14 protein-coding genes are annotated in these 14,525 nt (G+C 68.2%); 4 read left to right on the plus strand and 10 right to left on the minus strand.

The window, feature by feature from the left end; genetic code table 11:
• Positions 1-70: 70 nt before the first annotated feature.
• The 3 genes from ACSQ18_RS06930 to dut are packed head-to-tail and all read right to left on the minus strand — an operon-like array spanning position 71 to position 1,865.
• On the minus strand, positions 71-838 hold the full coding sequence (locus ACSQ18_RS06930; RefSeq protein WP_436036398.1) for a DUF3159 domain-containing protein: 768 nt from the start codon (positions 836-838) through the stop codon (positions 71-73).
• Positions 835-1,419: a DUF3710 domain-containing protein gene (locus tag ACSQ18_RS06935; RefSeq protein WP_436036400.1), complete on the minus strand. Its 585-nt coding sequence runs from the start codon at positions 1,417-1,419 to the stop codon at positions 835-837. The genes ACSQ18_RS06930 and ACSQ18_RS06935 overlap by 4 nt, the downstream gene beginning before the upstream one ends.
• Positions 1,416-1,865: a dUTP diphosphatase gene (gene dut, locus ACSQ18_RS06940; protein WP_436036402.1), complete on the minus strand. Its 450-nt coding sequence runs from the start codon at positions 1,863-1,865 to the stop codon at positions 1,416-1,418. The genes ACSQ18_RS06935 and dut overlap by 4 nt, the downstream gene beginning before the upstream one ends.
• 3 nt (positions 1,866-1,868) lie before the next feature.
• On the opposite strand from dut, the gene ACSQ18_RS06945 reads away from it, so the two are divergent.
• Positions 1,869-2,354, plus strand: coding sequence for a DUF3093 domain-containing protein (locus ACSQ18_RS06945; protein ID WP_436036404.1), 486 nt, complete (start codon positions 1,869-1,871; stop codon positions 2,352-2,354).
• Between the two features lie 44 nt (positions 2,355-2,398).
• Here ACSQ18_RS06945 and ACSQ18_RS06950 read toward each other — a convergent pair whose 3' ends face one another.
• Positions 2,399-2,692, minus strand: coding sequence for a DUF4193 domain-containing protein (locus ACSQ18_RS06950; RefSeq protein ID WP_144807850.1), 294 nt, complete (start codon positions 2,690-2,692; stop codon positions 2,399-2,401).
• 219 nt (positions 2,693-2,911) lie between these two features.
• Between ACSQ18_RS06950 and sepH the strand changes: the two genes are divergently transcribed.
• A complete protein-coding gene (sepH, locus tag ACSQ18_RS06955; protein ID WP_436036407.1) occupies positions 2,912-3,940 on the plus strand; it encodes a septation protein SepH in 1,029 nt (342 codons plus the stop codon).
• 17 nt (positions 3,941-3,957) lie between these two features.
• Here sepH and ACSQ18_RS06960 read toward each other — a convergent pair whose 3' ends face one another.
• Entirely contained in the window at positions 3,958-5,091 is a 1,134-nt protein-coding gene (locus ACSQ18_RS06960; RefSeq protein ID WP_436036409.1) for an alkaline phosphatase family protein, read from the minus strand.
• A 78-nt stretch (positions 5,092-5,169) separates the two neighbouring features.
• Between ACSQ18_RS06960 and ACSQ18_RS06965 the strand changes: the two genes are divergently transcribed.
• The gene (locus tag ACSQ18_RS06965) at positions 5,170-7,614 is read left to right on the plus strand and encodes a DNA gyrase/topoisomerase IV subunit A (protein ID WP_436036411.1); all 2,445 of its coding nucleotides are present in this window, start codon (positions 5,170-5,172) and stop codon (positions 7,612-7,614) included.
• Positions 7,615-7,668: 54 nt separating this feature from the next.
• On the opposite strand, the gene ACSQ18_RS06970 is transcribed toward ACSQ18_RS06965, so the two are convergent.
• A complete protein-coding gene (locus ACSQ18_RS06970) occupies positions 7,669-9,759 on the minus strand; it encodes a DNA gyrase/topoisomerase IV subunit B (protein ID WP_436036413.1) in 2,091 nt (696 codons plus the stop codon).
• A 193-nt stretch (positions 9,760-9,952) separates the two neighbouring features.
• Between ACSQ18_RS06970 and ACSQ18_RS06975 the strand changes: the two genes are divergently transcribed.
• The gene (locus tag ACSQ18_RS06975) at positions 9,953-10,165 is read left to right on the plus strand and encodes a DUF7455 domain-containing protein (protein ID WP_144807854.1); all 213 of its coding nucleotides are present in this window, start codon (positions 9,953-9,955) and stop codon (positions 10,163-10,165) included.
• 55 nt (positions 10,166-10,220) lie between these two features.
• Here the strand turns inward: ACSQ18_RS06975 and ACSQ18_RS06980 are convergent, their stop codons facing one another.
• From ACSQ18_RS06980 to ACSQ18_RS06995, 4 genes are read right to left on the minus strand one after another with little or no spacing between them, the layout of a single operon-like run.
• Positions 10,221-11,240, minus strand: a complete 1,020-nt coding sequence (locus ACSQ18_RS06980) for a sugar-transfer associated ATP-grasp domain-containing protein (protein WP_436036416.1) — start codon at positions 11,238-11,240, stop codon at positions 10,221-10,223.
• A gap of 25 nt (positions 11,241-11,265) precedes the next feature.
• Positions 11,266-12,288 carry a sugar-transfer associated ATP-grasp domain-containing protein gene (locus ACSQ18_RS06985; RefSeq protein WP_436036418.1) on the minus strand — a complete coding sequence of 341 codons (1,023 nt, stop codon included), beginning with the start codon at positions 12,286-12,288 and terminating at the stop codon, positions 11,266-11,268.
• A 1-nt stretch (position 12,289) separates the two neighbouring features.
• Positions 12,290-12,997, minus strand: coding sequence for a coenzyme F420-0:L-glutamate ligase (locus tag ACSQ18_RS06990; protein WP_436036420.1), 708 nt, complete (start codon positions 12,995-12,997; stop codon positions 12,290-12,292).
• Complete coding sequence (locus tag ACSQ18_RS06995) at positions 12,994-14,325, minus strand: RNA polymerase sigma factor (protein WP_436036422.1); 1,332 nt, start codon at positions 14,323-14,325, stop codon at positions 12,994-12,996. Before ACSQ18_RS06995 ends, ACSQ18_RS06990 begins: the two co-directional genes overlap by 4 nt.
• Between the last annotated feature and the right edge of the window lie 200 nt (positions 14,326-14,525).

Genomic DNA, 14,525 nt, shown 5'->3' on the forward strand with positions numbered 1-14,525 from the left:
GAGGCCCAGGCTAGTGAGGTTCCCCTAACCGCCCGTCGTGAAGATTTATCTCGATATCAAGATAAATCTATCACGCCGCGTCGGACGCTTCGGCTCGCGGGTACACCGCGCGGACGGCCAGCCAGGTGACGGCGACGAGCGGAGCGAACAGCGGCAGCCCCATGACGAGCTTGAGTGTTCCGAGGGTGGCGACATCCCCGGCGAAGTACAGAGGAAGCTGCACTCCCAGCCGCGTGAAGAAGAGCGCCGACCATGCGAGGGCGAGCCAGAAGAACGTCCGGCGCTTGCGAGCGTCGGCGCGCCACGCCGTCCCCTCGTTCATCAGGAACCCGGCCGCCAAGCCGATCAGCGACCAGCCGACGAGCGCCGACACGAGGAAGGCCGTTCCGTAGACCGCATTCGTGATCAGGCCTGGAACGAAGTTGTCCTCGCCGCGACCCGTCCACAGAGCCAGTCCCGCGGCGGCAGCCGTGGCGATCAGTCCGCCGAGGGCTGCGCTCAGGGTCGATCTCTGGATGAGCCGGACAACCGTGAACACGGCGGCCAATGCCACCGACGCGACGAGAGAGAGCACGAGATCGCGCGTCGTCGTGAACAGCACGACGAACGCCAGCCCCGGGAGCACCGCCTCGAGCACGCCTCGCCATCCGCCCATCGCGTGCCAGACGACGTGCCCCGTCGAGGCGTCCTTCGCGGGATCGAGACCGGCGCGACGAGCGGCACTGCCCAACGCCTGACCGAGGATGTCGGATGCCGACGCCTCCGGCGGGGTGAGGTCCGGTCGGGCGGCGGTCTCGCTGGCGCCGTCCGAAGCGTCGGGTCGAGAGAGGTCGCTCACGCCGACCCGGGTGCTGCGGGCATCTTCAGCGGGATGAGGTCGCGCGGCGGCATGGGCGTCCCTCCGCGCACGACGACGATCGACCGGAAGAGGTCTTCCACCCGTGCCGCGGCCTCGACGTCAGCGGCAGCAGCGCCGCCGATGACGCCACGCAGGAACCACCGCGGACCGTCTACGCCCACGAAGCGGGCGATCCGCTTTCCGCTCGACCCGTCGGCGCCCGACACCGGGACCTCCGCGAGCAACTCGTGCCCGAGCGGCCCCTCACGCTCTTCCACCCGTCCACCCTGCTGGCGGATCTGCTGGCGGATCTGCTCGCGCGTCTCGTCCCACAGGCCGGTCGACCTCGGGGCGGCGAAGGGCTGAACCTGCAGCGTGGAGTCCGCGTAGTCGAGTCCGACCGCGACGATGCGCTTGGTCTGCTCCTCCACTTCGAGGCGGAGGTTGAGTCCTTCGCGCGGGAGGATCTTGATGCCGCCGAGGTCGATGTACGGACGAACCGGGTTCGCTTCGGCCTCGTCGAAGGGTCCCGTCGCCGAGCGATCGGCCGGTGACGCCTTGCGGATTTCTCCGTCGGTCATGCGTGTCTTCCTGTCTGGTAGCCGGTGGAACCGAAGCCGCCCTCGCCGCGCGTGCTGTCGGGCAGTTCGTCCACGGGGATGAATCGGGCCTGCGGCACGGGCATGATCACGATCTGGGCGATCCGATCACCCGCGGCGATGTCGTACGCCTGCGTGGCATCGGTATTGAGGAGGGAGACCTTGATCTCGCCGCGGTAGCCCGCGTCGACCGTTCCCGGAGCGTTGACGATGGTGATGCCGTGCTTGGCGGCGAGCCCGCTGCGCGGAACCACGAAGGCGACGTAGCCCTCGGGAAGGGCGATACGCACGCCGGTGCCGACGAGCGCACGTTGTCCGGGCTCCAGACGCACCGCCTCCGTCGAGACGAGGTCGGCTCCCGCGTCGCCGGGATGGGCGTAGACGGGCACGTGCGATGCGATGATGGGAATGTCCACGCTTTGGATCACTCCATGAGGGTAATGCACAACATGACGAGCGACCTGAGACCGCACGCGGTCTCCTACCGCGAACGGCTGAGCCCCTCGCTCTGGGTGCTGGCTGCGGCCGCCGTGAGCGCACCGATGGTGACACTCGTCTTCGTCCCGCTCGACCCCACGGTCGCCCTCGCCGCGGGAGTCGGGGTCGCGCTTGCGCTGGTGATCGGGCTCGTCGCGGCGTCGCCGGTCATCGCCGTCGAAGGCGGCGAGTTGAAGGTCGGTCGTGCTCACGTGCCCGTCGAACTGCTCGGTGAGCCGGAAACGGCATCCGGCGAGGAGGCGCGTCTCCTGCGTGGCCCGGGGCTCTCGAGGACGGCGTGGCACCTTCTGCGCCCGGGGATCGACGGCCTCGTTCGCGTACCGCTCACCGATCCCGACGACTCGGTCACGGAGTGGGTCTTCTCGACGCGAACGCCCGATCGGGTCGCAGCGGCCCTCCGCCGCGCCCGCGCGTCCTGAGGAGCGGGCGCACGGACGGCCCTGCGGTCGTCAGGCGGTGGTGGTCAGGCGGCGCATTCCATGCACACGGCGCCGGCCGCCGACTCGTGGTCGATCTGGGTGCGGTGCTTGACGAGGAAGCACTCGATGCAGGTGAACTCATCCTCCTGCGGGGGCAGCACGACGACATCGAGCTCGAGGTCGGACAGGTCCGCCCCGGGCAGCTCGAAGCCCGAGGGGTTGTCCGCGTCCTCGGAGTCGACCGATCCCGACAGCTTGTCGGGGACGCGCTCCTTCAGGGCCTCGATCGACTCGCTGTCGTCGTCGGTCTTGCGGGGGGCGTCGTAATCCGTAGCCATTGCTCGAACGTCTCTACTTCCAGTGTTTCGTATTCGCGGGCCCGAGTCGGGCGGCCATAGTTTGCACGACCGCACTGCATTTCGCAAATGCCGTCGTCTGCCGCCGACGATCCCGCCGGTTCGTCGCGTCAAACTCGCGGCGCGCGCGGGATATTCCCGTCATCCCCCAGGCCGCGTGACACGATGGGCGCACACGCAGGAACGGGAGGGGTGTTTCGCATGGAGCAGCTCAAAGTCATCGGGATCGAAGACGGCGTACTCGTGCTCGCCACGGAGTCCGGCGATCGGTTCGCTCTGCCCGTCGACGAGACGCTGCGCACGCAGTTGCGTCGCACGACGCGAGACGCCGAACCCCGCGCCGCGAGGCCGAGCCCGCGCGATATCCAGTCGCACATCCGTGCCGGACTCTCCGCGCAGGAGGTCGCCACGTTGCTCGGTGTGCGCGTCGAGGACGTCGCCCGCTTCGAAGGCCCCGTGCTCGCCGAGCGCGAGCACATCGTCGGTCAGGCGCTGGCGGTGCCCGTCCTTCTCGGTGGTGAGCTCGACCCCGATGCTCAGCCGACGTTCGGCACCGCGGTGCGCGCGAAGCTCGCAGAAGCGGGCGCCGTCGGCGAGCGGTGGACGAGCTGGCGCGAGCAGAGCGGCTGGATCGTGAAGCTCGAGTTCACGGCGGGCGATGTCGATCATGACGCACGGTGGTCGTTCGATCCCCGTCGTGCAACGCTCGCGCCCCAGAACGCCGATGCCACCCAGTTGTCTCGCCAGGGCTCGCTTCCCGAAGGACTCATCCCCCGGTTGCGCGCGCTCGACGCGTCGGGCGTCAAGGATGCCACGCGCTTCGACAGCGGCGCCTTCGGTCCGCGTCGTCTCCCCGATGCCGACCTGGACGCACCCGAGGTCCGCGAACCCGCGTCCCCCGCCGTGCAACAGGCAGCCATCAAGCGCGCACCGGAACAGGCGATCACGTCGACCGACACCGCCGATCTGCTGGAAGCACTGCGCCGCCGCCGCGGACAGCGTGAAGCCATGCCCGGTGAGGCCTCCGAGTCCGAGAGCCCGCGCGCCGCGTCGAGTCCCGTCGCGCTGTTCGACGCGCTCGAGCCCGGTTACGACGAAGCTCCCGTTGAGGAGCGCCGTCCGGAGGCTCCGGTCGAAGAGCCCTCCGCCGACACCTCGCGTCGCAAGGGACGCACGTCGATGCCCTCCTGGGACGAGATCGTCTTCGGCGCGCGCACGGAAGACGGCTGATTCACCGACCGGCTGAGTCAGCCGGCGAACGCACCGAGCCGGATGAGCGGGACGACCCTCTCGGCATCCGTCAGCGAACCGTGCTGCCCGATCATTCGCTGCGGCCTCTTATCCGCGAGGCGGTCGTCGTAGTACGCGACGCTCGAACGCGCGCCCACGAGCACGTCGCCGATGCGCGGCGCCACCTCGGGGTCCACGCGGACGCCGAACAGCCCCGCAGCGATCGCCTCGTCGCGGCTCATCACCCAGGAGCGGTGGCTTTCGGCATCCCGCCATCGCTGGAGCACCGCTTCGGACGCGCCGGATGCCGTATAGAGCTGAAGGAGCCGCGGCTCCCCCGCGACGAGCTCGACGTCGGTGAGGAGCGGGTCCCCCTCCGAGAGGAGGACGTGACGGTGGGCGGGAACGTCGACCATTCCGTGATCGGCGGTGACGACGGCGCCGACGCCGCGCGGCAGAGACCGGTCGAAGTCCGCGACGGCAGCGTCGACGCGCTCGAGCCCGTGAGTCCAGCGGTCGCTCTCCCAGCCGTGCGCGTGCCCGATCGTGTCGAGTTCGGGCGCGTAGACGTACACGAGCGCGCCGTCTCGTGCCGCGGTGACGTCGGCGGCGCGGGCGAGGCGCTCCTCGAGGCTCTCGGCTGCCATGAACTCCGCACCGCGCTGGGTGGCGCGGGTGAAGCCCGTGTCCGCATACATGGACTTGGTGATGACGACGCACGGGCGACCGGCGCGCGACTCGGTCTCGAGAAGGGGCGACGAGCGCTGCCAGACGAGCGGATCGAGTCCGTCGGTCTCCCAGCCCTTGAGCTGATTCGGGGCGTTGAGGGTGCCCGGCACTCGCGCGCGGTAGCCGATGATGCCGTGCTCTCCCGCGTCGCGGCCGGTGAGAAGACCCGTGACGGCGGTCGCCGTCGTCGAGGGGAATGTCGTGCGGAGCGCGTCGCGCTTGGTCATCTTCGAAACCAGGAAACGCGCATGTCCTGACCGCGCAGTGAGGTTCGCCCGGCCGAGGCCGTCCAGGAGCAGCACGACCGCCCCGCGCGCCGATCCGAACCAGTCCGAACGCCCGTGGAGAGCGGCGATCGTCTGCGGCACGACACCGGTGAGGCTCCGGGCTGAGGGCGGGTCCGCGGGTAGGCTGAGTGGCATCGGGGTCAGTCTCGCACACACCCGGCGGCACCCTGTTTCCGCTCTTTCGTTCCCGTCTCCGGAGGACCGCACTTCCCCATGGCTGCTTCGCGCACTGACCCCGCGTCCGCCGCCGGCGGCGAACGCATCGAAGACGTCGACGTCTCGGCGGAGATGCAGGGGTCCTTCCTCGAGTACGCCTACTCGGTCATCTACTCCCGCGCGCTGCCCGACGCGCGCGACGGACTCAAGCCGGTACAGCGCCGAATCCTGTTCCAGATGGCCGACATGGGTCTTCGCCCGGATCGAGGCCACGTCAAGAGCGCTCGCGTCGTCGGCGAGGTCATGGGCAAGCTCCACCCGCACGGCGATTCCGCCATCTACGACGCGCTGGTGCGCCTGGCGCAGGACTTCGCCCTCCGGGTTCCGCTCGTCGACGGACACGGCAACTTCGGATCGCTCGACGACGGCCCCGCGGCCGCGCGCTACACCGAAGCCCGACTGGCGCCGTCGGCGCTGGCACTGACGGAGAACCTCGACGAGGACGTCGTCGACTTCGTGCCCAACTACGACGGGCAGTTCCTGCAGCCCGATGTGCTCCCCGCGGCCTTCCCGAACCTCCTGGTGAACGGCACCACCGGCATCGCGGTCGGCATGGCCACCAACATGGCGCCGCACAACCTCATCGAGGTCGTGGCCGCCGCCGGCCATCTCCTCGAGAATCCCGACGCGACGTTGGACGAGCTCATGGAGTTCGTGCCCGGGCCCGATCTGCCGGGCGGCGGGGTCATCGTCGGTCTCGACGGCCTGAAGGACGCCTACGCGACCGGACGCGGCACGTTCCGCACGCGGGCGAAGGTCTCCGTCGAGTCGCTGGGCCCCCGGCGAACGGGCCTCGTCGTGACGGAGCTGCCGTACATGGTCGGTCCCGAGCGCGTGATCGAGAAGATCAAGGATGCCGTGACGGCGAAGAAGCTCACGGGCATCGCCGACGTCACCGACCTCACCGACCGCAACCACGGTCTCCGTCTCGTCATCGGGATCAAGACGGGGTTCGACCCGAACGCCGTCCTCGAGCAGCTGTACCGACTGACACCCCTCGAAGACTCCTTCGGCATCAACAACGTCGCGCTCGTCGAGGGCCAGCCGCAGACGCTCGGCTTGAAAGAGCTCCTGCGGGTCTACCTCGACCACCGGATCCAGGTCGTCACGCGACGCAGCCGCTACCGGCTGGCGCGCCGCCAGGATCGGTTGCACCTGGTGGAGGGCCTCCTCATCGCGATCCTCGACATCGACGAGGTCATCCAGGTCATCCGCACCTCCGATGACGGGGAACAGGCGCGCACCCGCCTCATGGACGTGTTCGACCTCTCGCAACCGCAGGCCGAGTACATCCTCGAGCTGCGCCTGCGGCGGCTCACGAAGTTCTCCCGCGTCGAACTGGAGACCGAACGCGACGAGCTGAAGGCGGAGATCGCACAGCTGGAGGAGCTGCTCGCCAGCGAGGTGCTCCTGCGCGCACAGGTGGCCCGGGAGCTGGACGCGGCCGCCGAAGCGTATGGCACACCGCGCCGCACGCTGCTGCTCAACGGCGGCCCGGTCGCGTCGCGGTCGCGCGCGTCGGCGGCGGTCGATCTGCAGATCGCGGACACGCCGTGCCGCGTGTTCCTGTCCGCCACCGGACGCATGGTGCGAGCGGAGACGGCCGACGCCGCCATCGTTCCTCCTGCGCGCCGTTCGAAGCACGACGCGATTCGCTCCGCCGCCGACACGACGACGCGCGGTGACCTGGGCGCGGTCACGAGCCGGGGACGCCTCGTCCGCTTCTCCCCCGTCGACCTGCCGTCCGTCCCGGCGAATGCCGTGCAGCTGGCTGCCGGTACGCGAGCCGATCAATACGTCGGATTGCCCGCGGGTGAGCACGTCGTCGCGATCGTCGCTCTGGCGGACGTGCCGCCGCTCGCGATCGGCACGGCGCAGGGCGTCGTCAAGCGCGTATCGGCAGCCGAGATCGCGCAGAAGCCCGACATCGACATCATCGCCCTGAAGCCCGGCGACAGCGTGGTCGGCGCAGCCGCAGCGTCCGATGACGCCGAACTCGTCTTCGTGACCTCCGACGCCCAACTGCTGCGGTTCGCCGCCGACACGGTCAGACCTCAGGGCCGTGCGGCCGGAGGCATGGCCGGCATCCGCGTCACGCCCGGCGAGCGTGTGATCGCCTTCACGGCCCTGACGCCCACCGCCGACACCGTCGTCGCGACGATCGCCGGCTCGACGCAATCCCTCCCTGGAACCGACGCCGGTTCGGGGAAGGTCTCGCCGTTCTCCGAGTTCCCGCCGAAGGGTCGCGGTACGGGTGGTGTCCGCGCACAGCGCTTCCTGAAGGGCGAGGACACCCTCGCGCTCGCCTGGGTGGGTGAAGAGCCGCGCGCCGTGGGCGCTGACGGCACGGTGCGTCAACTGCCGGCGCCCGGCGCGAAGCGCGACGCATCGGGACAGCCGCTGGATGCCGTTGTCGGCACCATCGGCGCCCCCGTCGGCTGAGACCGTCGGCGCCCCGTCGGCTGAGACTCTCGTCCGTGCCGTGAGGCCCACCGGTCAGGCGTCGATGGCCTCGCGATCGAGCCGGTCCGCCGAGGAAACGATGAAGTCGCGGCGAGGGGCGACCTCCGACCCCATCAGCAGTTCGAAGATCCCGGTGGCAGCCTCAGCATGCTCCACCCGCACGCGGCGGAGGGTGCGCCCGTTGCGATCCATCGTCGTGGTCGCGAGCTGATCGGCATCCATCTCGCCGAGACCCTTGTAGCGCTGCACGGGCTCCTGCCAGCGGCGCCCCGACTTCTGCAGTTTCGTGAGCAGGGCGTGCAGTTCCTGCTCCGAGTAGGTGTAGATCGTCTCGTTGGGCTTGGACCCCGGGTTGACGACGATCACACGGTGTAGTGGCGGCACCGCCGCGTACACGCGACCCTGCTCGATGAGGGGGCGCATGTAGCGGAAGAACAGCGTCAACAGCAGCGTGCGGATGTGCGCGCCGTCGACGTCGGCGTCGCTCATGAGGATGATCTTGCCGTAGCGAGCCGACTCGATGTCGAAGGAGCGGCCGGAGCCGGCGCCGATCGTCTGGATGATCGCGGCGCACTCCGCGTTGGAGAGCATGTCGCTGATCGATGCCTTCTGGACGTTGAGGATCTTGCCGCGGATCGGGAGGAGTGCCTGGTACTCGCTGTTGCGCGCGTGCTTCGCGGTGCCGAGTGCGGAGTCACCCTCGACGATGAAGAGCTCGGATTCGGCGACGTCGTTGGTGCGACAGTCCGCGAGCTTGGCGGGCAGCGATGAGGACTCGAGCGCGTTCTTGCGCCGCTGCGTCTCCTTGTGCGTGCGCGCCGAGATGCGCGCCTTCATCTCCGAGACGACCTTCTCGAGCAGGAGAGCCGTCTGGGTCTTGTCGTCGCGCTTGGTCGACGAGAAGCGCTCCCCCAGCTGCTTCGCGACGACGTTCGACACGATCGCGCGAATCGCTGGCGTGCCGAGCACCTCCTTGGTCTGACCCTCGAACTGCGGCTCGGGGAAGCTCACCGTGAGCACGGCGGTGAGTCCGGCGAGGATGTCGTCCTTCTCGATCTTCTCGTTCGCGCCCACTTTCAGGCGTCGCGCGTTCTGCTGCACCTGATCGCGCACGAGCTTCATGAGCCCCTGCTCGAAGCCGGCCTGGTGCGTGCCGCCCTTGGGAGTCGAGATGATGTTGACGAACGAGCGGGTCACCGTGTCGTACCCAGTGCCCCAGCGCAGGGCGATGTCGACCTCGCACGTGCGCAGCACCTCGGTCGGAACCATGGCCCCCGAAGGCTGCAGCACGGGGACGGTCTCGGTAAACGTTCCCTGGCCGGTGAGTCGCCAGGTGTCGGTGACGGCAGCGTCAGGGGCGAGGAACTCGGCGAACTCCGAGATCCCGCCGTCGTAGCGGAAGCTCGTCTCGCGGGGCACCGTGACCTCGGGGTCGTCGACAGGCCGGTGATCGACGATGACGATCTCCAGTCCGGGTACCAGGAACGCCGTCTGACGGGCGCGCTGCTCGAGCTCGGAGAGACCGAACGCGGCATCCTTCGTGAAGATCTGACGGTCAGCCCAATAGCGGATGCGTGTGCCGGTGACCCCCTTCGCGGCCTTGCCGATGACCCGTAGTTCGGATGATGCGTCGAACGGTGTGAAGGTGGCGTCGAGTCCGGGCCCGGAGAAGACGCCGGGCTCACCGCGGTGGAACGACATCGCGTAGGTCTTGCCACCGCGATCCACCTCGACGTCGAGCCGCTCGGACAACGCGTTCACGACGGAGGCGCCGACGCCGTGGAGGCCGCCGGAGGCCGCATACGACCCGCCGCCGAACTTTCCGCCCGCGTGAAGCTTGGTGAACACGACTTCGACGCCCGTCAGCCCGGTACGCGGTTCGACGTCGACCGGGATGCCGCGGGCCCGGTCGCGGACCTCCACGCTGCCGTCGGCGTGCAGCACGATGTCTATGCGAGTGCCGTACCCGGCGAGGGCTTCGTCGACAGAGTTGTCGATGATCTCCCACACGCAGTGCATGAGGCCGCGAGAGTCCGTCGAGCCGATGTACATGCCCGGCCGCTTGCGCACCGCCTCGAGCCCCTCGAGCACCTGGAGATGATGGGCGGAATACTCGGCTGTCACAATCTCCCAGCGTATCCGCGCCTCCGTCTCCTGCGGCTCTCGACACACGTGGGGGCCGCGCACGCACACCCGGTCAGCCAACACGCCGTACGCGTACAGCGAAATGTGACCTCCCGCGGGCATCGTCCTCGGTATCGCGTGGTTGTATTTAATGAACCCGCACCGGAGTAGAAGCACCGAGGAGGCACCCAGAATGAGCATCTCGACCACAGCAGAGCCCGCCGTCCTCGAGCACCGCCTCACGGCGGCGGATCGTTGCGACTCGTGCGGAGCGCAGGCCTACATCGCGGCAGAGGTCAACGGCAGCGAACTGCTCTTCTGCGCGCACCACGGACGTAAGTACGAAGAGAAGCTGCGCGCCGTCGCCACGTCGTGGCACGACGAGACCGCGCGACTCCTCCCCTGACAGAGGTCGTGTCCCGGCGCCTTGCGGTGCCTGCGCGCCGTCCGTGGCGCGTGCGTCAGAAGCCGACGGCAGCCTGGTAGACCGGCAGGAGTCCGGTACGCACTCCCGACGCCGACGGCTTCGGCTGGAACACGCTGGAGTTGTGGTTCCCCTCGATCACGACCGGACCCTCGGGCGTGATCGCGAGGTCCCACCCCACATAGGGGGCTTCGGGGGTGCGGCGTGCGAGCTTCTCGGTGAGCGCGACGATCTCGTCGTACATCGGGACCGCGAAGCCGACGATGGGAGTGCCCGTTACCGGGTGCTCCGCGTAGACGTTGCTCTTCTTGTCCACGCCGGGGTACAGGGCGATACCCTGCTCATCGAGCATCGTGAACATGCCGCCCGACGCGAAGTTGTCGATGACGTCGCCGTTGCCGATGCGCAGCACCGCCGCCAGCAGGTGAACACGCCCGGGCTCTCCCCCGCGCGTGTCGAGGAACGTGATCATCCGCACGGTGTTGACGCTGTCCGGGTACAGTGCGCTCATCTGCGGGTGTTGGACGATGAACTCGTCGACGATCGACTGTCCTGCTGCCGTGATCTCGGCGCGGAACGCCGCGGCATCCGTCACGTTCTCGTACAACGTGATGCCGCCACCGCCCTGACCCTCGAACGGCTTCGCGAGCACCTTCGGGTGGCGCGCGAGGAATGAGCCCAGTTCGGCGTCGTCCACGTCGCGAAGATCGATCGTCTCGCGCCCGAGCAGGTCGGCGTACTCACGGGCGAACCGTCGCTTGTCCTCGAGTCTTGCGCGGCCCTCCGGTGTGTTGTGCATCCGGGTGATGCGGAACGACTTGGGGTGCGTCATCCACGTGGCGCGTTCCTTCGCGGAGAGGAGACGGATATCCCACACGGCGTAGTCGCGGAATCCCATGTCGTACTTGAGGGAGCACCACAGCATGTCGGCTATCAGCACCGGCAGGGGCGCACGCGAGACCTTCTGCGCTTGGCGGGCGAACTCGATGAGGTTGCCCGGGCGGAGCTTGCGGGCACGGCGCGCCAAGTAGCGAAGACGCACGGTGGCTTTCCCCATCGGTGATTCCCTTCCCTCGGTGCTCTCAGAAGCGCATGGCGGCGCGGTAGCGCGGCAGGAGGCCGCGACGGATGCCGGAGACCGACGGCTTCGATTGGAACACACCGGTGTTGTGGTTGCCCTCGATGACGACCGGACGGTCGGGCGTGATCGCGATGTCCCACCCGATGTAGGGCAATGCGGGTACGCGGCGCGCGAGCGTGTCCACGAGCGCGAGCACCTCGTCGTAGAGCGGCACCTGGTATCCCGTGATCGCGACGCCCGTGATCGGGTGCACCTCGAACGGGTGTCCTTCCTCGTCACTGGCGGCGTGGAGCGCGCGGCCGCCGTCGTCGAGCATGGTATACATCCCACCGTTGCTGAAGTTGTCGATCACGCCACCGTTGCCGACCTTGAGGACTGCGGCCAGCACGTGGACCTCGTCGTCCGGGTCGAGGTACGTCACGACGCGCAACGAGTTGACGCTCCCGGGGTAGAGGCGCGCCATCTCCGGGTGCTGCACGAGAACCTCCTCGACGAGCGTCTGCCCAGAAGCGAGTAGGTCGCCGCGGAGGGCGTCGATGTCGTCGATGTCGGCGGTGTCGCGCAGCGCGATGCCGTTGCCGCCCACGCCGCCGGGATTCTTGGTGATGATGCGATCGAACCGCCGAACGAACTCGCCGAGCTCCTCCACGCCGGTCACGGAGACGTCGAGCCACGCGCGGCCGAGCTCGTCGCCGAAGTGCTCGGCGAAGCGCAGCTTGTCGTCGAAGATCGAGCGCTGCGTATTGTCGTTGAGCTTGCGGGAGAGGTGGAACGACTTGGGATCGGTCATGTAGGTCTTGCGTTCGCGGGCACGCAGCAGGCGGAAATCCCACTCCGAGTAGTTCTCGAACGTCGTCTCATAACGCACGGCGCACCACGCCATGTCGATGACGACCCACCACAGCGGTGCCTTCGAGAGCGTCGCCGATTGCCGGGCGAACTGCAGCACCCGCTCGCGGTCGAAAGACATGACGCGCTTGACGAAGAAGCGCGCGCGACGGTACAGCCGGTTCAGCGCTCGCACGTCAGACCCCGGCGGTGCGGCGGATGATGCCCAGCGGGGTCGACTGGTGACCCTGGCCCAGCGGGTTGTCGCCGAGGATGCATACGAGATGCCGCTCGCCCGCGCGATCCAGCGTCGATCCGAGGATGTTGCCGCCGATGTCGTTGATGTCGACGACGGCGACCTCGTTCGTGCCGCCGAGGAGAGCTTTGAGATGCGCCGCGACCTTCTCCGGCTCGAGGGGACCGAGCACGACCGCCTTGTTGTACGGCGGGATGGTGTGCCGCGTCGGTCCGTCGATGGAGCGCGCCTTGTCGCCGGCGATGCGGTAGAAGTCCCCGCGACGACCGACGAGCTTGCCCACCGCACTCACGGCCGCGGCGAACAGGATGCGCGGCGTGCCGCACTCTCGTAGGGCCATCTCCATCGTCTCCGGCATCCCGAGACCGATTCCGTACGACGTCTTGACGACGTAGCGCGACAGGAATCGCGCCAGCGGCCGGGGAGCGATGTCCTCGACGAGGTACGAACGCCCCTGAGTGATCGCCACGATCTTCTCGGTGACGAACAGGATGTCACCGTCGACCAGGTGGCCGGAGGCGTACTCGGTGATGAACTCGTCGAGGTCGTCACCGGGCATCACGACGCGGGTGCGCAACGGAATACGCGCGTACGACGCTCCGTCGATCGCGATCTCGAGCGACTTCCCGTCGTTCGCCTGTGCGCTCATTCGAGGTAGTCCCGCAGCGACTGCGACCGCGACGGGTGCCGGAGCTTGGCCATCGTCTTCGACTCGATCTGCCGGATGCGCTCGCGCGTGACACCGAACGTGTCGCCGATCTGATCGAGCGTCTTCGGCTGCCCGTCGCCGAGGCCGAAGCGCATGCGGATCACGCCCGCCTCGCGCTCGGACAGCGAGTCGAGCAGTGCTTCGAGCTGTCGTTGCAGCATCGTGAAGCCCACTGCGTCCGCCGGCACGACGGCTTCGGTGTCTTCGATCAGATCGCCGAACTCGCTGTCACCGTCTTCGCCGAGGGGCGTGTGCAGAGAGATGGGCTCACGGCCGTACTTCTGCACTTCGATGACCTTCTCGGGGGTCATGTCGAGCTCACGGCTGAGCTCTTCTGGCGTGGGTTCGCGACCGAGATCCTGCAGCATCTGACGCTGCACACGCGCGAGCTTGTTGATGACCTCGACCATGTGCACCGGAATGCGGATGGTGCGGGCCTGGTCGGCCATCGCACGGGTGATCGCCTGGCGGATCCACCACGTGGCGTACGTGGAGAACTTGAAGCCCTTGGTGTAGTCGAACTTCTCGACCGCGCGGATGAGTCCGAGGTTGCCCTCCTGGATCAGATCCAGGAACTGCATGCCACGGCCGGTGTAGCGCTTCGCCAGCGAGACGACCAGGCGGAGGTTCGCACCGAGCAGGTGGCTCTTGGCGCGCTGACCATCGCGAGCGACCCACTGCAGGTCCAGTCCGAGCTGCGCCGACTTCTCGCTCGCCGTCATGTGCGACAGCTTCTCCTCGGCGAACAGGCCGGCCTCGATGCGCATGGCCAGTTCGACCTCTTCGGCCGCGTTCAGCAGCGGAACTTTACCGATCTGCTTCAGGTAGTCCTTGACCGGGTCGGCGGTCGCACCCGTGATCTGGGTGGAGTAGACGGGGACATCGTCCTCGTCGCTCGACGTGATGACGATGGCGCCGGTCGGAAGCGGCTCGGAGAATGCCGGCTTGGCTGCATCTTCCTCGTCGTCCTCGTCGTCCGAGTCGCTCTTCTTCGCCTTCTTCTCAGCGTCGGCGTCGTCGCTGTCCTCGGACTCGTCGGCGTCATCCGACAGGTCGGCCTCTTCGATGTCGACCTCGTCCTCGAGATCGGCGTCCTCGTCGTCGGCCGCGGCCTTTGCCTTGCCTGCCCGGCTCTTGGCGGGCGTGGCCTTCGCCTTCGCCGGCGTCTTGGCCGCAGGCTTCTTCGCGGGGGCCGTCTGCTCGGCCGTGGTCGCCTCGTCGGTGTCCTCAGCCTTGCGGGTGCGGGTGCTCTTCGTGCCTGACGTCACGTCTCGCCTTTCACCGACGGATGCCGTCGGGTTTTCGGACACTAGTAAGACCCTTGTCAAGTCCTCAGCGGTCTGCGCGAGCAGACGACAGAGGGTGACAACGGGTCAGATCATCTATTCTCTCACAGTTCTCGCGCGGAAGAGGCCGTGTCGTCGCGGGACGCGAGACGAGTGGGTCTCGATGCGGCTGCCGACGGGGA

This window comes from Microbacterium sp. LjRoot45, assembly GCF_964253325.1.
Lineage (GTDB): Bacteria > Actinomycetota > Actinomycetes > Actinomycetales > Microbacteriaceae > Microbacterium.